Source organism: Mesorhizobium sp. CA14 (assembly GCF_020165195.1).
In the GTDB taxonomy this organism is placed as follows: Bacteria; Pseudomonadota; Alphaproteobacteria; order Rhizobiales; family Rhizobiaceae; genus Mesorhizobium.
Map to the genome: position 1 here is coordinate 1 of NZ_JAIUHR010000016.1, position 18981 is coordinate 18981.

An 18981-nucleotide genomic window follows, 5' to 3' on the forward strand; every position below is an offset into this window, starting at 1 on the left:
ACCATCCTCTGCGCCATGCTGCGCAACAATCAGGAATGGAACCCTCAACACACCTGAAAAACACAGTTGCTCATCCGGCCGCTTCGCCGCCACCTTTTCCCCGACGGGGAGAAGAGACTGGCGCCAGCGCCGGCCATCTCCTCTCCCCTCGGGGAGAGGTCAGCCGAGCGAAGCGGAGGCTGGGTGAGGGGAGCGCCACACGCGGTTGGCTCGCTCCAAGGCGATACCGGCGTCAGCCGCCGTTCGCCACCAGGGCGATGGCCGCGCGCAGCTCATCCAGTCCGGCGGCCTTTTCTGACGAGGTGGCCAGCACCACCGGAAACGCCGCCGGCCGCTTCTTGATCTTGGCCAGCGTCTCCTCGATCAGCCGCGGCACGCCGGCAGCCTTGATCTTGTCGGTCTTGGTCAGCACCACCTGGTAGGACACCGCCGCCTTGTCGAGCAGCGTCAGCACTTCCTCGTCCTTGGCCTTGATACCGTGGCGCGCGTCGATCAGCACATAGACGCGTTTCAGCGTCACGCGGCCCTGCAGATACTCATAGATCAGCTTGGTCCACTCATCGACCTTGTCCTTCGGCGCGCTGGCATAGCCGTAGCCCGGCATGTCGACCAGCGCCATCGGCGGCAGGTCGGCGCCCTCGCCGGAAAAGCCGTCGGGCACGAAATAGTTGAGCTCCTGCGTGCGGCCCGGCGTGTTCGAGGTGCGCGCCAGGCCCTTGTGCCCGACCAGTGCGTTGATCAGCGACGACTTGCCGACATTGGAGCGGCCGGCGAAGGCGATCTCCGGCGGTCCTTCCGGCGGCAGGAACTTCATCGACGGCACGCCGCGGATGAAGACCCAGCCGCGGGTGAACAGCTCCGGGCTGATCGCCGTTTCGTTCGGGGTCTTGTCGTTTGTCGTTTTTTCGGGCGCGTTCAAACCGCTGCCTCCAGCCTGGAAATGTCGGCACCGCGGATGGCATCGAGATTGTGGCTGATCTTGTCGACCGACCAGTCCCACCAGGCCGCCTTCAAAAGTCGCCGCACCGTGAATTCGTCGAAGTGCATCTTCACCACCTTCGCCGGATTGCCGGCCACGATCGCATAAGGCGGCACGTCATGCGTGACAACCGATTTCGCGGCGACGATGGCGCCATTGCCGATCCTGACGCCCGGCATGATCACCGCATCCATGCCGATCCACACGTCATTTTCGACGATGGTGTCGCCGCGGATCTCCTTCGACCATGTCTCAGGGTCGAAGCCTTCCTCCCAGCCATGGCCGAAGATGTTGAACGGATAGGTCGAGAAGCCGGACATGGCGTGGTTGGCACCGTTCATGATGAAGCGCGCGCCTTCGGCGATGGCGCAGAATTTGCCGATCACCAGCCGGTCGCCGATGAAATCGTAGTGATGCAGCACGCATTTCTCGGCGAATTTATCGGGACCGTCGGGGTCGTCGTAATAGGTGAAGTCGCCGATCTCGATGTTGGGCGATGTCACCAGCCCCTTCAGGAAGCCGACGCGTGGATGCATCGCGATCGGATGCTTGATGTTGGGGTTGGGTCCGGGCATCGCGGTCCTTTGCAGGCGGGTTTGGGCGCGGCCGGCGAAGCCCCCGCGCGCAATCAAACTAACGCGATCCTTTGACGGCACCAACCGTTCAACGGCTGCCGCGGCAGATCGCGATCGGGGGGAGGGGCGCTGTCGGAGATTGGCCGGAACCCTGCGACGTCGTCATATCCGGCCCTGCCGGTTTCGGCGCTTGGCGAAAATGCGCTGTCGCTGAAGATGGCGGCGGGTTGATCGGCCGCTTCTGGCGCCGACGTTGGAAGTTAGCCGAATCGCCCGTCACTCGGGCTTCACCGAGTATCCATGCCGTGACCCTTGCCGTAGAGTGCTACGGCGCAGAATGCAACGCCTTAGCGTAACGGCATGGATTCCAGGGTCTGCGCGCGTCGCTTCGCTCCTTGCTCCGCCCTGGAATGACGGCGGAGCTGCACGCCTTCTATTCCGCCGGCGATGGTTTCTTGCGGAACATCGATGCCAGATTGTCCCACAATTCGATCTTGGCGCCCTGGCGCTTCATGATCACGCCCTGCTGCAGGATCGACAGCGTGTTGTTCCAGGCCCAGTAGATGACGAGGCCGGCCGGGAACGAGCCCATCATGAAGGTGAAGATCACCGGCATCCAGGTGAAGATCGCCGCCTGCGTCGGGTCCGGCGGCGCCGGGTTCATGCGCATCTGCAGGAACATGGTGATGCCCATGACCACCGCCCAGGCGCCCATATGCGGCAGGAAGGCGGGCGCCGCGAAGGGCAGCAGGCCGAACAGGTTGAAGATCGAGGTCGGGTCCGGCGCAGCAAGGTCGTGGATCCAGCCGAAGAACGGCGCATGCCGCATCTCGATGGTGATGTAGAGCACCTTGTAGAGCGAGAAGAAGACCGGGATCTGCAGCGCCACCGGCCAGCAGCCGGCCAGCGGATTGATCTTCTCGGTCTTGTAGAGCTCCATCATCGCCTGCTGCTGCTTCATCTTGTCGTCCGCGTATTTCTCGCGGATCTCCAGCATCTTCGGCTGCACCTTCTTCATGTTCGCCATCGAGGCGTAGGACTTGTTGGCGAGCGGGAAGAAGATGGCCTTGACGATGACGGTGGTGGCGAGGATCGCCAGCCCGAAATTGCCGAAGAATTTGTAGAGCGTGTCGATCAGCCAGAACATCGGCTTGGTGATGAAATAGAACCAGCCCCAGTCGATCAAAAGGTCGAACCGCTTGATGTGCCGGTCCTGGGCATAGGCGTTGATCTTGGCGACTTCCTTGGCGCCGGCGAAGACTTCGGTCTCGACGGTCGCCGACTGGCCGGCCTCGATGTTGATCGGATCGGTCAGGAAGTCCGACTGATAGCGGTGACGGCCGTCCTCGAAATAGGCATAGCGCGGCTGGAAGGGCTGCTTCTCGGTCGGCACCAGCGTCACGGCCCAGTATTTGTCGGTGATGCCGAGCCAGCCGTCGGTCGACTTGCCGGGCTTGACTTCCTTGTCCTTCTCGATGGTCGCGTATTTGTACTCCGACAGCCCCTCGGCGCCGGTGACGCCGATCAGGCCCTCATGCAGCACATAGGTGCTGGCGACCGCCGGCTTGTCGTAGCGCGTGACCCGGCCATAATTGAACAGGCTGACGGCGGCGCTGCCTGAATTCTGCACCGTGTCGGAAACGGTGAACATGTAGTCGTTGTCGACCGAGATGGTGCGCTTGAAGGTAAGACCCTTGTCGTTGGTGTAGGTCAGCGTCACCGGCGTCGAGGGGGTCAGCGTCGGATTGCCCTCCACGCTCCATACCGTGTCCGAGCTTGGCACCGCGCCTGTCTTGTCGGTGCCGACGAAACCGATCTCGGCGAAATAGCCGGTGGGCAGCGCCTGCGGGTTGAGCAGTTGGATCTCGGGCGAATTCTTGTCGACCGTCTCGGTGTAGTGCTTGAGCTTCAGGTCGTCGAGGCGCGCGCCGGTCAGGTTGATAGAGCCTTCGAGGCTGGGCGTATCGATCTTGACGCGCTTGGTCGCGGCGATGGCCTGGTCACGACCGGCCGCCGTGGTCGTGTCGCCGCCGGGCGCGCTGGGGATGGCGCCCGGCGCCTGAGCCGTCGGCGCCGTGGCCGGATTGGTTCCTTGCGCTTCCTTCTTCTGCGCCTCGACGCGCTGCTGCTCTATGCGGGCCTGCTCGCGCTGCTGCTCCATCTTCGGGTTCATGTAGAACACCTGCCAGAGCGTCAGGATCAGCACCGACAGCGCGATGGTGATGAAGAAATTGCGGTTGTTTTCCATCGAAAGCCCTGGCCTATCGTGTTCCGCGCAGCCGGCGGGAAAGCTCGGCCTTCAACTGGCCGAAGGGAATGGCAAGCACGTCTTCACGCCCGACGATGACATAGTCATTGCCGGGCGCCATGTCATCGGCGGCATGAACGCGCACGGCTTCCCTCAGCCGCCGCCGGACGCGGTTTCGCACCACGGCGTTGCCGACCTTCTTGGTGACGGTGTAGCCGACGCGCGGCGCAAGGTCATCGCCGCGGTCGAGAACTTCAACGAGAAAAAGCCGCCCGCGGCGTTTCTCGCCGCCGCGCACAGCCAGGAAATCCGCGCGTTTCAGAAGCCGCCCGGGAGTTTTCCCCTGTGGCTTGCCGGGTGCGGGCAACGATCTCGTCTTCCGTTCAGGCGCTGAGCCGCTTGCGGCCGCGGTTGCGGCGGGCAGCAACGACGCCACGGCCACCCTTGGTGGCCATGCGGGCACGGAAACCATGCCGGCGCTTACGGACGAGCTTGGACGGTTGGTAGGTACGCTTCATTTGTTTTAATACCGCGGCGTGCGGCCCTTCTTGATTCTGTCACTCTGTAACAGGAGCTTTGCCGGGCCGGCTTAGGCGCGATCGAAACCGCGCCGGGACGAACGGCCCGAGCGTGAGCGGGCTTATAGAAAGAAGGTTTTTGGAAGTCAATCCGGCGCGGCCGCGAGGCATTTTTCGCTGGACCAAGGTTGAAATTGGCAAAAAAGCCGCAAATCGCATAATCTGAACCGATCAAGGCTTCGTGAAGACCGCGTCATGACGAATGAAGCTCTGTCCACCGATGAAAAGGCCCGGCCGGCTGCGGCGAACTCGTCGCGGCGGGTGCCGCTGTCGCGCGGCCTGTCGACCAAGCTTCTCTTCCTCACCATCGCCTTCGTGCTTTTGGCCGAAGTCCTGATCTTCCTGCCCTGGATCGCCAGCTATCGGGTCAACTGGCTGAAGGAGCGCTTGAGCACCGCAGCCGCCGTGTCGATCGTGCTCTTGCAGGGCGAGCCCAACGCGCTGTCGCACAACGCCCAGAACGACGTGCTGATGGCGATCGGCGCCAAGGCCATCGCGGTGCGCGACGGCGGGGTCTCCCGGCTGCTCGTCGTTTCCGACATGCCGCCCCAGGTCGACGAGCATATCGACATCGCCGATGTCGGCCTGGTCAACGGCATGACCGGCGCGCTCGAGACGCTCTTTTTCGGCGGCAAGCGCATGCTGCGCGTCTTCGGCCCGGTCGGCGACAGCGACAAGGAATTCGAGCTGATCATGCCGGACTACCGTCTGCGCGACGCTATGCTCAGATATTCGCGCAACGTCGCCGTCGTCTCGCTGTTGATCTCGCTGTTCACCGCCATGCTGGTCTACGCGGCGATCGACCTGATCATGATCGGGCCGATCCGCACCATGACGCGTTCGATCCTGGCCTTCTCCGAGGCGCCCGACGATCCTGGACGCGTCATCCGTCCCGCCGACCGCGCCGACGAGATCGGCGTGGCCGAGCGCGAGTTGTCGCAGATGCAGGACCGGCTGCAGAAGATGCTGTCGGAGCAGAAGCATCTCGCCGACCTCGGCCTCGCCGTCTCCAAGATCAACCACGACATGCGCAACATCCTCGCTTCCGCGCAGCTGATGTCGGATCGCCTGCGCCAGGTGAAGGACCCGACCGTGCAGGCCTTCGCGCCGAAGCTTCTGCGCGCGCTCGACCGCGCCGTCTCCTATTCCGAAGGCGTGCTTCACTATGGCCGCACGCAGGAGCCGGCGCCGTCGCGCCGCCGTGTGCGATTGCGCCAGCTGGTCGACGACGTGCACGGCCTGCTCGACATCGAGGAGGGCATCGAGTTCGTCAACGGCGTCGAGGCCGCCTTCGAGGTCGACGCCGATTCCGACCAGCTGTTCCGCGTGCTGACCAATCTTTGCCGCAACTCCGTGCAGGCGATGGCCGCCGACACCGAAAGCGCGGTGGTGCGCCGGCTGGCGGTCTCGGCCGAGCGCCATGGCAGCGTCAGCCGCATCACCGTCGCCGACACCGGCCCCGGCCTGCCGCCCAAGGCGCGCGAGAATCTGTTTGCCGCCTTCCGCGGCTCGGCGCGCAGCGGCGGTACCGGCCTCGGCCTGGCGATCGCGCATGAATTGATCCGCGCCCATGGCGGCACGGTCGAGCTTGTCGAATCGATCGGCGGCCGCACCGTCTTCGCCGTCGTCATCCCCGACCAGCCGGTCCGGCTCGATCAAGCGCGCAATGGCCTGCGCCGCCCGGCTTGAGGCCGCCGCCTCCGGCGGAGCCGCTTGTCGGCAGCGGCGCGCCTCGATCAAAGCCGGCAAAACCACCTGCGACAAAACTTTTGCCGGATCGGCTTGCTTTTCGCAAATTCAGTCGTTAGGGAACACTCCACATCGCGGCCGGCCGTCTCGACCGGATCGCGGGGCCTGTGTCATGCACGGCCTGTTGCGCGCCCGTAGCTCAGCTGGATAGAGCACCAGACTACGAATCTGGGGGTCAGGAGTTCGAATCTCTTCGGGCGCGCCATTTCAATTCCTTGAATCATTAGCGTTTCAAGTCGCCGCTTACGCGCAAAAGCAATCACGATCGAGACCTCGCCATGCTGTACCGAATGCAGTACCGCTTGAGGCGTGATTGCCGCTTCGCGACAGCCTCTGCACCTACCGGAGCCAATGCGCCCCAGATTCGCGGCACAGCGATCTCTCGCGAGGTCCCGCATTCCAATTTTCAGACCAACTTGGTATCGATCGGACAAAGCGGCATATTTGGCACAGGCAACCCATGACGCCAAATCGACAAACCGAGACTCCTGTCCGAGCCTATCATGGCAGCTTCTCCGACCCGGGCTCGATGGCGCAGGCGATCGGCGGTACCAATTCCTGGTCCGGCGATCCTCGTCCAATCGGGCGGGCGGGCAAGAACTTTCATGCGACATTGGAGCTGGCGGCTGTCGACCGGATCAATGTCTCCATCGGCAGATTCACTGAAGCCATTTCTCAATCCGGCGTTACTGCGAACCTGCATACGTTCATGTTCGCCATCGAACCTGGTACTGTTCGCCGCGTTTCGGGCAGGAAACTCTCCGGCCGACATGTTTTTCATTTGCGGCCAAACGAGAGGACTGTCACGAGCTCTCCGCCGGGTATGCCCTGGGCCTCCGGCGTCATCTCAATACCTTTCGACCTGCTCGCCGCGCATGGACCGAAACTGGCAGGGATAGACCAGCTCGACGACGACCGGATGTTTCTGGCGCCCAAGGCGGCCATGGCCCGGCTTGTCGGGTTGACGAAGGACGTTTCGCGCGCCATCAGGGAGACACCGCAGATCATCGAGGCGCCGCAACCGGCCAAGGCGCTTTCGGGCGCCATCCTCGATGCGCTTCTCGCCTGTCTCACCCAAAGCAATGTGAGACCCGACCGCGCCGCTCTCGGCCGGCATCGTCAGATCGTCGCTCGTTTTGAGCGCGCGGTGGAAGAACGCCTCGAGGAGATGCTGTCGCTGGGCAACATCTGTGCAGCCGTCGGCGTGGCAGAGCGAACCCTCAACCTCGCTTGCCGGGAATTCCTTGGAGAGAGCCCGGTACAATATGCCCGCAACCGCCGCCTCGACCGAGTTCATGAAAGGCTGTTGGCGTCCGATCTGGCCACGATCCCGGTGACCAGTGTGGCTATGCAGTACGGCTTCTGGGAACTCGGCCGCTTCGCCCAGGCCTATCGCCTTCGTTTCGGTGAGCGTCCTTCCGACACCTTGCGCCGAAACGCGCATTAATCTGTCGCCACGATCCCCAGTCCGTTCATGCCGGAATTGCATAGTGCCACTCGCGCCGCGCATGGCAAGTGACCGGCTTCCACCGTTGAAGCTCCGGCAAGGTCACACTGATGGTCTGCGCTGCCTTTGCGGAACCTAACACAGCGCCAGGCCACCAGAACCAAAGGGAATCAGAATGACCCTTCGCATCAACGACGTCGCACCGGATTTTATAGCGGACACTACCGACGGGCCGATCGCTTTTCATGATTGGATCGGCGACGGCTGGGCGGTCCTTTTCTCGCATCCCAAGGATTTCACGCCAATCTGCACGACCGAGCTTGGCACGATGGCCGGCCTCAAGACTGAGTTCGACAAGCGCAACGCCAGGATCATCGGCATCTCGGTCGATCCGGTGGAGAACCACAACAAGTGGAAGAGCGACATCCGCCAGGCGACCGGCCACGCGGTCAACTATCCGATGATCGGCGACCGGGAACTCGAGGTCGCGAAGCTCTACGACATGCTGCCAGCCTCTGCCGGCGACACGTCGGAAGGGCGCACGCCCGCTGACAATCAGACGGTGCGTTCGGTGTTCGTCATCGGACCCGACAAGAAGATCAAGCTGATACTCACCTATCCGATGACGACCGGCCGCAATTTTCGGGAAATCCTGCGCGCCATCGATTCCATCCAGCTCACGGCCAAATTCCCGGTCGCGACTCCCGCCGACTGGGAGCCCGGCGAGGAGGTGGTGATTGCCGGGTCTGTCTCGGACGAAGATGCCGCAAAACGCTTTGGCGCCTTCGACGCCATTCTTCCCTATCTGCGCAAGACCAAGCAGCCGACGGCCTGAAGCGATGCGAGTTGATATTTCAATCGTAGTTCCCGCGAGACGGGCGGCGGTAGGTGGGACCAATGCGGCAGCAGTTTGAACAAGCGCGGACGAAGACGCCGTTGCATCGGCATGCCCGGCTGGTACGCGGTTCGGCCTCGATCGCGGCGCTGGCGTTCGCGTTGGGCATTGCGGCGCCGATGGCGCATGCGCAGCAGATCACAAAGGCCGGCGGCAATGCCACGGGCGGTATCGCCGGCGGTGGTGGCGGCAGTGGTGGCGCCGTAGCCAGCGCAGGCGGCTCTGCCGCAACAACACCAGGCGGATCGGCACAGGACGGCGCGGCCGGGACCAGTGCTACAGGCGGCGCCGGCGGCCAGGCAGGAACTCCGAACGATCTCGCAGCCGGTGGTGGGGGCGGCGGCGGTGCTGGCGATGGCACCAACTTTGGCGGCAACGGCGGCAATGGCGGCGGCGGCAACCTGCTCTCGACGACCGGTACCTTTTCGCTAAGCGGCGGCTATCTCGGATCATCCGGCAGCGGCGGCGCCAGTGGCGCTGGCACCGGCAGCGTCGGCGGTGGCGGCAGGACCGGCGCGGGCGGCGCCGGCGTTTTCCTCTATGCCGGAGGGACGCTCGCCGTCCAGGCCGGCACCATCATGGGTGGGGACGGCCTGGACGCCGGCAGCATCGCCGGTGACGCCGGTGCCGGCGTACTCAGCAATCTGGGGACCATCAGCAACCAGGGAACGATCGCCGGCGGGGCGGGAGGCGACGGATTCGGGGGTGCCTTCGGCGGCGATGGCGGCGCGGGCTTGGTCGCCTGGGGTGGCAGCATCGACAACGCCGCGACCGGCGTGATCGCCGGCGGCAACGGTGGGAATAATAGAACCAGTATCTTCGGCCGTACTGCGGGTGACGGCGGCGCTGGCGTCCAGTTCCTGAATGGCCAGACGGGCAGCCTGTTCAACGCGGGCACGATCCAGGGCGGCACCCGCGGCGAGAGTCCCGAGGTGCCTGCGCTTGGCCACGCCGGCGTGGGCGTCATGGGCGCGGCGAGCGGCAGCATCGCCATTGTGAACTCCGGGACGATCACCGGCGGAACGGGCGTCACAGGGGGCGGACCCGCGGTGCTGGCCAACGCCATCTCGCTGTTCGGCAGCAACAACCGTCTGGAATTGCGGGCGGGCTCGACCATCACCGGCAATGTCGTGGTTGCGCCGGGCGGCGGCAACAATGCGCTGGTGCTCGGCGGCACGACAGACGCCAATTTCGACGTGTCGCAGATCGGCGATACGCAACAGTATCGCGGCTTCGACACTTTTGAGAAAACCAACACGAGCCTCTGGATTCTGACCGGGGCCGGCAATCAGAACTGGTCGATCACGGGCGGCGCTCTGCAGGGCGACACGAGCAGCATCGCCGGCAATGTGACCTTCGTCAGCAGCCCCGCCAACCGTGCCGTCGTCTTCGATCAGGCCTTTGACGGAGTCTATGCTGGCACGATGTCCGGCGATGGCGCGCTGTTCAAGGACGGCGCGGGCACGGCAACGCTGACGGGAGCCAATACCTATACCGGCGGCACGACGATCATGGACGGCACGCTGCAGATCGGCGATGGCGGCACGGCGGGCTCGATCGCCGGCAACATCGTCAACAACGGCACGCTCTCGTTCAATCGCTCCGACGCCTATACCTTCGCAGGTGAGATTTCCGGCAGCGGCATCATACGGCAGCTGGGCGACGGCAGGACGACGCTGACGGGAAACAGCGCCGGCTTCACCGGCGCAACCACGATCGCGGCCGGTACGCTGGCGGTGAATGGTTCCCTCATTGGCTCAGCGGTGACGGTGCAGTCCGGCGCCACCTTGGGCGGATCGGGCACGGTCGGCGGCACGAATGTCGAGACCGGCGGCCGGCTGGCGCCTGGCAATTCCATAGGCATCCTGACGATTGCCGGCAACCTCACCCTTGCACCGGGCGCCAACCTCGACTTCGAGCTGGGCAGCCCCGGCGCATCGTCCGCCGCGCCCGGCGTCAGCGACCGCGTCGTCGTCAGCGGCGACCTGGCTCTCACCGGGACGGTCAACCTGTTGCAGAGCAGCGCCCCGGCCGACGGCGACGCGGGCCTTGGCTATTACCGGCTGATCACCTATGGCGGCGCCCTCACGAGCAACACCGCGGCGATCGGCAGCACGCCGGCGCTGAGCGGCGGCCAATATGAGCTGCAAGCCGGTAGCGGCCGGGTGGATCTGTTCATCGATACCTCGCTCGGCGACGATACCCTGCAGCATTGGCAAGGCGGCGACGGCACCTGGAAGGCCGGCAACCCGCAATGGCTGAACCAGGGAGGCGCCGAACCGGTGGCCTGGGCGGGCAAGCACGCCATTTTCAAGGACGCGGGTGTCTACGCCGGCGGCACAGTCACGGTGGAAGGCGCGCAATCGTTCAAGGGCATCCAGTTTGTCGACGAGGGCTACCGGCTGCAAGGCGCCGGCCAACTGGTTACGGACGCGGCCGGCAGCGAAATCCGCGTGCTCGCCAATTCCGCCGAGATCGCCAACGCGATCACCGGCACGGGCGCTCTCATCAAGACCGAGGCCGGCACGCTGGTGCTGACGGGCGACAACACCTACACCGGCGGGACTCGCATCGACCAGGGCACACTGCAGGTCTCCGCCGACGCCAATCTCGGCGATGCGAGCGGCAAGGTGACGCTCGACGGAGGCGCGCTCGCAACGACCGCCAGCTTCTCGATGGCGCGCGCGTTCGAGATATCGAGCACCGGCACACTCCTTCCCGGTGAAGGGACCAGGCTGACGATAACCGGCGTGATCTCCGGTGCGGGAAACCTTCTCGTGAAAGGCGGCGGCACGACGGTGGTTACGGCAGACAGCTCCGCTTTCACCGGCACGACCTCGATCGACAAGGGCACGCTCGCCGTCAATGGCGGCCTATGTGGCGACGTCAACGTGCTGGACGGAGGCCGGCTGCAAGGCACCGGCACGGTCTGCCATACCAACAACTTCGACGGCGGCACGGTGGCGCCCGGCAATTCGATCGGCACACTGACCGTCGCCGGCGATTACGTCGGCAGCGGCGGCACGCTCGATATCGAGACGGAACTAGGCGGCGACGCTTCACCGACCGACCGGCTGGTCGTCACCGGCAACGCCTCCGGCACCACCAGAGTCAAGGTCACCAATGTCGGCGGCGCTGGCGCGCAGACGGTGGAAGGCATCAGGATCATCGATGTCGGCGGCAGCTCGGACGGCACTTTCAGCCTGCTCGGCGACTATGTGTTCCAGGATCAGCAGGCGGTCGTAGGTGGCGCCTATGCCTACCTGCTGCAGAAAAATGGCGTCAATACGCCAGCCGACGGCGACTGGTATTTGCGTTCGACCTTCCTCAATCCCGAAAATCCTGAGGATCCCGACCCGCAGCCGCTCTATGCGCCCGGCGCGCCGCTTTACGAGGCTTATGCCGGCGTGCTGCAGAGCTTCAACGAGCTAGGCACCCTGCAGCAGCGCGTCGGCAACCGCTCATGGGGCGAAGGCGCCACGCCGCAAGGGGCCGATGTCCCCGGCGCTGCGCCGCTCGACGGCAGGGCCATCTGGGCGCGCCTCGAGGCGGCTCATGCAGAGTTCGACCCGGAAACCTCTACCTCCGGCACCGCCTACGACGTCACCACCTGGAAGATGCAGGCCGGGGTCGACGGGCTGCTTGGCGAGAGCGCGGCCGGCCAGCTGCTCGGCGGCGCCACTGTCCACTACGGGCAGGCCTCTTCGGACGTCTCCTCGGCCTTCGGCACAGGCTCGATCGACGCCACCGGCTATGGCCCCGGCGGCACGCTCACCTGGCTTGGCAACTCCGGCTTCTATGTCGACGCGCAGGCCGAGGCGACCTGGTATGACAGCGATCTCAAATCCGCGACGCTCGCCACCACGCTTGCCGACGGCAATGAGGGCTTCGGCTATGGTCTGAGCATCGAGGCCGGCCGGAAAGTCGCCCTCAATAACAACTGGTCGCTGACCCCGCAGGCTCAGCTCACCTATTCGTCGGTCGATTTCGACGACTTCGCCGATCCGTTCGGCGCCGTCGTCTCGCTGGGCAGCGGCGACACGCTTGTCGGCCGGCTCGGCCTTTCCGCGGACTACGAGGATCAGTGGGTGGATCGCGCCGGTCAAGTGAGCCGCGCCCATGTCTATAGCATTGCCAATCTCCACTATGACATCCTCGACGGCTCGAAGGTTAACGTGTCCGGAATAGACTTCGTCAGCGAGAACCAGGCGCTGTGGGGCGGGCTCGGTGCGGGCGGCTCGCTCTCTTGGGCCGACGATCGCTACGCCATCTTCGGCGAGGCGATCGCGCGCGCCAGCCTGGAAGACTTCGGCGACAGCTACGCTATCGGCGGCAAGGTCGGGTTCAGCGTGAAGTGGTAGCCGGGTGATTGAGCTGACTGACCTACAGAGCCTGCGACTCGCGCCGGTTCGCTATGACGTCCGCCGCAAGCGGGCCAGAGGTCCATCCTGTGGGTGATGAGTTGGCGTCGGGATACAGCAGCGCGCCCCGGTGCTACAAAATGTGCTCGCGCGGCTAGCGCCCGAGACCAATTGCAAAACAAACCAGTCGGTCTAAGCTGAACCGATTGCACAACGCAATCAGATCGCGCGAATTCATGTGAGGAGCACGCAATGGCCAAGCTCGTGTTCGGGATGAACCAGTCGCTGGACGGCTATGTCGATCATAAGGCGTTCGGGCCAAGCCTCACGCTCTTCCGCCACTTCATTGCGGAGGCCGAGCGGCAGTCGGGCAGCGTCTACGGTCGCCGCATGTACGAGATCATGCGCTATTGGGACGACGAGCATCCCGAGTGGGATGTCGAGCGGCTTGCCTACGCGGCGGCGTGGCGGCGCCAGCCGAAATGGGTCGTCTCGCGCTCGTTGAAGTCTGTAGGTCCCAACGCCACGCTCGTCGAAGATGATCTCGAGGGCGCAATGCGGAAGCTGAAGGCCGAGCGCGACTGCGAGATCGAAGTCGCCGGCCCGGACTTGGCGCGAGGCCTCACCGAACTGGGCTTGATCGATGAGTATCGGATCTACCTGCACCCCGTGGTGCTTGGTCAGGGCAAGCCCTATTTTGCCGGACCCCGGCCGCCGCTGCGTCTGATGGCTCATGATCGGATCGGCGAGGATGTGATCAGGTTGACCTACGTTCCTGCCTGATTGCGACGTCCTCTCGAGCTGCGCCAGACTACTTATCCGAAGTTCGCAGTTCAAATCTTCGGACGCCATTCGTGTTCAACGCCCACTCTGAATGGTCAGGGCAGGGCTCAGCGCGGCTTATGCCGTATATGCCAGCGCCAGGATTCTGGGCGAGATGGTGAAGCGCACCGTCAGACGATTGCCGGATGAAGTGACCGCCTCGCCCGAGGTGAGATCGACGGCGATGTCCTCAAAGCCCAGCACCCGGCCGTCGAGCGGAAACGAGGCCTTGTAGACCGCCTCCTTGATCGCAAACAGAATGCGGCTGCCTATATCGGAATCAAGATCGCCCAGGCGGTCTTGCGGCGTTGCCACCATGCCTTGGAGGTCATGCGGCAAGGGCAGGGCAGGCTCGATGTCGACGCCCACGCTTCTCATCGCGCTGGATCGCCCGGCGACCGCCACGGCAAGTTCGTCGTCATGCGCGATTGAACCGACGATCCCTGCAGGCCAGATCGGGTTTCCCAGTTGGCCCCGCAAGACGGCGAGATCCGCACAGCTCAGGCGCCGCAGCAATTCATGCGCGACCCGGCGGCCCGCTCCGGTGGCGGCGCGCGCCCTCTGTTCGCGCGTGGCGATGGAAGCGCCTTCCGCCGGCAGGAGGTATTGTTCGTCGCCGGCACGAACAAGACGGCAGCCGGTGACGAGGCCGGGCGGCATGAGGCCGGCCAGCGCCTGCTCGCCGGCGCTCTCGATGTCCGCGTCGTCCGGCCGTGTGCTCACTTGCTGCCCAATTCGAGCACGGCAATCATCTCACCATCCTCGTCCAGTCCCGTCTCGACGAAACCGAAGCCGGCATAGAGCCGCCGCGCCGCCTCGTTCTCCGGTTCGTAGCAGATCGAGACGCGGCGTATGTGGCCGATCTGCGCGATCTCCTCCAGCGCCTGGGCAACCGCGGCACGGCCGAAGCCCTTGCCCTGTTCGCGGCGGTCGATCATGAAACGGTAGATGATCGCCTCGTCATCGTCGTCCGGAGCGCTGTACATCAGGAATCCGACGACGCGCCCGGCCGCAACGACAGCGCGGGCGACGGCCTCATCATCCTCCCCGGCCTCTTCCAGCGAGTCGGCATTCGAGGCGACGAAGCCTTGCTGCTCAGGCATCAGTTCGAGCGCCAGGATCGCCGCCCGGTTGTCCTCGCCGACAGGCCGCAGGGCCACCTGGCGGTCGTGCGGCCGCGCTTCGGCCGAACGCGTCACTGTTTCTGCCCGATCTCGATCGCGCGCGCGTCGATCGGCGTCACCACGCCATAGAGCTTCGCCGGGTTGCCGCGCCACACGGTGTTGGGCTCCAGCACTTCGCCCTTCATGACGAAGCAATCGAGGTCCGCCACGGATCCCTCGCCCATCACCACGGCGTAGTGGATGAAGGCGGCAGAGGCGAGCGTGCAGCCATTGCCGATGCGGATATAGTCGGATTTGAACGCGCCTTCCTCCAGCGAATGCGCCTGGATGACGCAGCCCTCGTTGAGCGTCGCGTCGTCGCCGATCTCCACCAGCGACCGCTCGGTGATGATGCTTCCCCCGTCATAGACGCGCCGCCCGACCTTCACGCCCACCAGACGCAGGATCAGCGGCCTGAACGGGGTGCCGGTGAACAGGCCCATGATCGGCGAATCGGACAGTTTCCAATGGCGTTCGTGGCGCCAGAAGACCGGGTCGTAGATCGTGGCCATCCTGGGCTTCAACCGGCGGAAACCGAGGCTGACCCGTTCCAGGAAGATGTAGAACGGAATGCCGATCGCCGTGGTCAGCACCACCGCCAGGAACAGCGCCGTCTGGCCCCATTCGGTGTAGTAGTTGAGCGCCCTGTCCCAGATGGCGAGCGTCAGGAACAGGATCAGCCACTGCGCGGCCAAGAACAGCAGCGCGGTGACCAGATTGTGGAGGTTCTTCAGCGGTAGCCGGCGGTGGCGCTCCTTGTCGGAGATCAATCCGAGAAGCTCCTTGTCGCGATTGACCATGCGCGGGATTTCAAAAGGCGGCGACCCCAGCAGCCCGACATTCTCGCGCAAGGGACCATCGACCGGTACATGCACCTTGGTCCCGAGCAGGCAATTGTCGCCGGTGCGGGAATCCGGCGAATAGATGATGTTGTTGCCGAAGAAGTTGCGCTCGCCGACCCGCGTGTGCTCGAGCCGGAAGGAGTTGGCGGACTTCTGCATGTTGACCATGAACAGGCCGTCCGAGACCATCGTTTCCGAGCCGATCTCGCTGAGCTGCGGGTTTTCATGCCGCTGGTTGGTGCCGAAATTCGACCCGGTCTGGTCCACCTTGTTCAGCCGCCAGCCGATGGCGCGCAAATAGTAGACGATGGCCGAGCTGTCGCCGAACAGCACGTTCAGCAGTCGCACGTTGCTGACCAACTCCAGCATCGATTGCAGCCAGTAGTGGAAGCCGTAGAGCGAATAGTCCCGGCCGGGCTTCAGCATGAGGTTGAACAGCCGCGGCACGATGGCCGCCAGCAGCACGCCGCCGATGATGAAGCCCGCCAGCGTCACCGTGGTGCCGATCGCTACGATGCCGATGGTCTCCTGATAGTCGTCGCCGATATTTTCCCAGTAGGTGTGGAACAGAAGCGGGAACGGCGTGACGATGGCGAAGAGGATGAAGAGCTGGATCGCCTCGTAGATGATCCGGCGCGCTCGCGACAGCGGCATGTTGGGAACCGTGCAATAATCCGCCTCGGTCGGAATCGCCGGCGATCCGTGCCAGCGCTCGCCGGCAGGGATCGCCTGTCCGCGATGCAGCGACGAAGCGTGGCCCAGCTGGGCGCCGTCGCCGACGCGGGTGTCGATGTCCAGCGTTGAGCCGACGCCGACGAAAGCGTTGTGGCCGATGTCGAGCGGGCCGGTGTGGATGTAGCCCGCCTGGGCGCGGAAGCCCAGGATCATGGAATCCTTGCGCAGGATCGAGTTGTCGCCGATCCTGATCAGGTCGGTGCAGACCGGAACGGAGCGGCACTCGATAACGGTGCGGTCGCCGAGCCGGGCGCCGAGCAGGCGAAGATAGAGGCTGTACAGCGGGCTGCCGCGGAACAGCACCACCGGCGCGGTGCGGACCAGCGTCTTGACGACCCAGAAGCGATAATAACGCCAGCCCCAGATCGGGAACGTCTCGGCCTTCCAGCGGCCGACCAGCAGCCATTTGGCGATGATGGCAAAGCCGCTGAGCCCGAAGAACACGCTGGCGGACAAGAAGACGCAGCGCAGATAGAGCTGCACCGGGTCGTCCAGCGCGTCATAGACCCAGTTGAGCCCGTCATTGATCGCCCAGAGCGAGGCATAGCTGTAAAGCGCGTAGAACATGAGCTGCCCAAGGCCCGTGCTCCAATAGGCGAGGCCGGAAGCCCGATGCGTCAGCATCGGCTCGCTCGCGGCAACCGCGACCATCTGCGGCGCACGCAGATAATCCGCGAGCTTCGCAACGGTGGGATGCAGGTAGATGTCGCGCATCGAGGTCGTCGACCACGCCTTGCGGGAGCGGATGCGCGCGCAGAACCTCGCCATCAACAGCGAGTTCGCGCCGAGGTCGTCGAAGAAGTGGTCTTCGATGGAGATGTCATCGAATTTCAGCACATCCTGCAGCGTGTCGACCAGGAACCTCTCGTCCTCGTTGCGCGGGTCGATCATCGCATGGCCGGCCGCGACGCGCGCGGTGGTCGGCTTGGGCAGTTTCCTCAGGTCAACCTTGTTGGAGACGGTCATCGGGATCGCGGGCAGCTGCTCCAGATAGGCCGGAATCATGTAGTCGGGCAGCCGCTGCTTGAGCTCCCGCACGAGCATGGTGCGATCCACATTGTCGCCGCCGCTCCTGGGGGCATAGTAGGCGACCAGTTCAGTGCGCTCGGGCTCGATCTCCCACGTCGTGACCGCCGCCTGCGCGATGCCCGGCTGTTCCAGCAGCACGGCCTCAATCTCGCCCAGCTCGATGCGGTAGCCGCGGATTTTCACCTGCGTGTCGATGCGGCCGTGATACTCGATCTCGCCCTTGTCGTTGATGCGGCCGAGATCGCCCGTCCGGTAGATGCGGCCGCTGGGATTGTTCGGCAGGCCGATAAAGTCTTTGATGAATCGCTGTTCGGTGAGTTCCGGCCGGTTGAGATAGCCTACCGCCACGCCCATGCCGCCGATGCAGACCTCGCCCAACTGGTCGCCGGTCAGCACCTTCGGCGTTTCGGGGTCGAGAATTGCTATTGAATAGGTGGGCAGCGGCGTGCCGATCGTCACCGGTTCGTCCGGCGTCAGCAAGGACATGGTGGCGGTGACCGTGGCTTCGGTCGGGCCATAGGTGTTCAGGATCTGGCGGCCGGGCTTCGCCCAGCGCACAACGAGCTTTTGCGAGCAGGCTTCGCCGCCGACCAGGATCGCGCGAAGGCTGGGCGCGTCGCTCTCGATCGACGACAAAAGCGTCGGGCTGCAGGCCATGCAGGTGATGTGATGCTCGCGCAGGAAGCTGGCCAGCTCCTCGCCCACGAGGGGCTGCTGGCCGGGCGCCGGCACGACCGTGGCGCCGGCGGCAAAGGGCACCCAGATCTCCTCCGAGGAGAAGTCGAAGGCGATGGTCATGCCCTGATACACGCGGTCGCCCGGCTGGTAACCGTAGGATGCTGCGGCGACGCGGATGAAGTTGCAGAAGCTCTGATGCGTGATGACCACGCCTTTCGGCTTGCCCGTGGTGCCGGACGTGTAGAGAATGTAGCAGGTCTGGTCCTGGCTGCCCTCTGGCAGGGGCGCCGTTTCCGGCTTGAGAGCGATTTCGGATTCCGCCGAGTCGATCGAGATATGCGGAACAGGCAGGCGCGCCACGCGCGCGGCATAACCGGAGACGCTGATCACCATCGTGACGCTGGCGTCCTCGATGATCATCACCATGCGATCTTCAGGGAAGGCGGTGGCTAAAGGGACGAAGGCCGCCCCGGCCTTCATCACGGCAAGGATAGCGATATAGGTTTCGGCGGAGCGGTCCAGCAAAAGGCCTACCCTGTCGCCCGGCTTCACGCCACGCTCGATCAGCAGATGCGCGAACTGGTTGGCACGGATGTTAAGCTCGCGGTATGACCAGGGCCGGCCGCCGGAAATCACCGCCGGTGCCGCGTCGAAGCGGCTCGCCAGATCGCCGAAGAAGCGGTCGAGCCTCTCATGCGGCTCGCCCTTATGGATGAAATCGGGGCCGATCAGGATCTGATCGCGCGGTGGCGATTCCGTCACTACTTTGGCTTTGGCCGCGTTTTTCTTGGCGGGCTTGCTTGCTTCATTCAGAGACATTGGGAGGACCCGCGAGCTGGTGATGGCTCGCACTATGCCGTGATTGGCGAAAAGACAATTG

At 64.4% G+C, this 18981-nt stretch carries 13 protein-coding genes and 1 tRNA gene; 6 read left to right on the forward strand and 8 right to left on the reverse strand.

Features of this window, described 5'->3' with window-relative positions; genetic code table 11:
* Positions 1-232: 232 nt before the first annotated feature.
* From yihA to rpmH, 5 genes are all read right to left on the reverse strand, one after another.
* Complete coding sequence (gene yihA, locus LB565_RS17475) at positions 233-868, reverse strand: ribosome biogenesis GTP-binding protein YihA/YsxC (protein ID WP_318012169.1); 636 nt, start codon at positions 866-868, stop codon at positions 233-235.
* Between the two features lie 47 nt (positions 869-915).
* Complete coding sequence (locus LB565_RS17480) at positions 916-1554, reverse strand: CatB-related O-acetyltransferase (protein ID WP_224586109.1); 639 nt, start codon at positions 1552-1554, stop codon at positions 916-918.
* A gap of 433 nt (positions 1555-1987) precedes the next feature.
* Positions 1988-3802 (reverse strand): membrane protein insertase YidC, encoded by a 1815-nt coding sequence (yidC, locus tag LB565_RS17485; protein WP_224586112.1) that lies wholly within the window; start codon positions 3800-3802, stop codon positions 1988-1990.
* Positions 3803-3815: 13 nt separating this feature from the next.
* Positions 3816-4169 carry a ribonuclease P protein component gene (gene rnpA, locus LB565_RS17490; protein ID WP_095767954.1) on the reverse strand — a complete coding sequence of 118 codons (354 nt, stop codon included), beginning with the start codon at positions 4167-4169 and terminating at the stop codon, positions 3816-3818.
* Between the two features lie 16 nt (positions 4170-4185).
* Positions 4186-4320 carry a 50S ribosomal protein L34 gene (gene rpmH / locus LB565_RS17495; protein ID WP_008833937.1) on the reverse strand — a complete coding sequence of 45 codons (135 nt, stop codon included), beginning with the start codon at positions 4318-4320 and terminating at the stop codon, positions 4186-4188.
* Between the two features lie 255 nt (positions 4321-4575).
* On the opposite strand from rpmH, the gene LB565_RS17500 reads away from it, so the two are divergent.
* The 6 genes from LB565_RS17500 (at position 4576) to LB565_RS17525 (ending at position 13615) form a co-directional block, all read left to right on the forward strand.
* Positions 4576-6069, forward strand: a complete 1494-nt coding sequence (locus tag LB565_RS17500) for a sensor histidine kinase (RefSeq protein ID WP_224586114.1) — start codon at positions 4576-4578, stop codon at positions 6067-6069.
* Between the two features lie 188 nt (positions 6070-6257).
* A tRNA-Arg gene (locus LB565_RS17505) sits at positions 6258-6334 on the forward strand.
* A 324-nt stretch (positions 6335-6658) separates the two neighbouring features.
* Positions 6659-7576: a helix-turn-helix domain-containing protein gene (locus LB565_RS17510; RefSeq protein ID WP_224586116.1), complete on the forward strand. Its 918-nt coding sequence runs from the start codon at positions 6659-6661 to the stop codon at positions 7574-7576.
* Between the two features lie 175 nt (positions 7577-7751).
* The gene (locus LB565_RS17515; RefSeq protein ID WP_224586118.1) at positions 7752-8411 is read left to right on the forward strand and encodes a peroxiredoxin; all 660 of its coding nucleotides are present in this window, start codon (positions 7752-7754) and stop codon (positions 8409-8411) included.
* Positions 8412-8473: 62 nt separating this feature from the next.
* A complete protein-coding gene (locus LB565_RS17520; RefSeq protein WP_224586119.1) occupies positions 8474-12832 on the forward strand; it encodes an autotransporter outer membrane beta-barrel domain-containing protein in 4359 nt (1452 codons plus the stop codon).
* 252 nt (positions 12833-13084) lie between these two features.
* Positions 13085-13615, forward strand: a complete 531-nt coding sequence (locus tag LB565_RS17525) for a dihydrofolate reductase family protein (protein WP_224586121.1) — start codon at positions 13085-13087, stop codon at positions 13613-13615.
* A 117-nt stretch (positions 13616-13732) separates the two neighbouring features.
* Here the strand turns inward: LB565_RS17525 and LB565_RS17530 are convergent, their stop codons facing one another.
* The 3 genes from LB565_RS17530 to LB565_RS17540 are packed head-to-tail and all read right to left on the reverse strand — an operon-like array spanning position 13733 to position 18920.
* Positions 13733-14377: a 4'-phosphopantetheinyl transferase gene (locus LB565_RS17530; RefSeq protein ID WP_224586123.1), complete on the reverse strand. Its 645-nt coding sequence runs from the start codon at positions 14375-14377 to the stop codon at positions 13733-13735.
* Entirely contained in the window at positions 14374-14853 is a 480-nt protein-coding gene (locus tag LB565_RS17535; protein WP_318012167.1) for a GNAT family N-acetyltransferase, read from the reverse strand. The genes LB565_RS17530 and LB565_RS17535 overlap by 4 nt, the downstream gene beginning before the upstream one ends.
* Positions 14850-18920 (reverse strand): Pls/PosA family non-ribosomal peptide synthetase, encoded by a 4071-nt coding sequence (locus LB565_RS17540; RefSeq protein ID WP_224586125.1) that lies wholly within the window; start codon positions 18918-18920, stop codon positions 14850-14852. The genes LB565_RS17535 and LB565_RS17540 overlap by 4 nt, the downstream gene beginning before the upstream one ends.
* Positions 18921-18981 lie beyond the last annotated feature (61 nt).

Excerpts from the sequence above, each read along its gene's own strand:
- rpmH (WP_008833937.1), bottom strand. The coding sequence starts at position 4,320 with ATGAAGCGTACCTACCAACCGTCCAAGCTCGTCCGTAAGCGCCGGCAT.
- LB565_RS17520 (WP_224586119.1), top strand. The coding sequence starts at position 8,474 with ATGCGGCAGCAGTTTGAACAAGCGCGGACGAAGACGCCGTTGCATCGG.
- LB565_RS17540 (WP_224586125.1), bottom strand. The coding sequence starts at position 18,920 with ATGTCTCTGAATGAAGCAAGCAAGCCCGCCAAGAAAAACGCGGCCAAA.
- LB565_RS17500 (WP_224586114.1), top strand. The coding sequence starts at position 4,576 with ATGACGAATGAAGCTCTGTCCACCGATGAAAAGGCCCGGCCGGCTGCG.
- LB565_RS17480 (WP_224586109.1), bottom strand. The coding sequence starts at position 1,554 with ATGCCCGGACCCAACCCCAACATCAAGCATCCGATCGCGATGCATCCA.
- LB565_RS17515 (WP_224586118.1), top strand. The coding sequence starts at position 7,752 with ATGACCCTTCGCATCAACGACGTCGCACCGGATTTTATAGCGGACACT.
- yidC (WP_224586112.1), bottom strand. The coding sequence starts at position 3,802 with ATGGAAAACAACCGCAATTTCTTCATCACCATCGCGCTGTCGGTGCTG.
- LB565_RS17525 (WP_224586121.1), top strand. The coding sequence starts at position 13,085 with ATGGCCAAGCTCGTGTTCGGGATGAACCAGTCGCTGGACGGCTATGTC.
- LB565_RS17510 (WP_224586116.1), top strand. The coding sequence starts at position 6,659 with ATGGCGCAGGCGATCGGCGGTACCAATTCCTGGTCCGGCGATCCTCGT.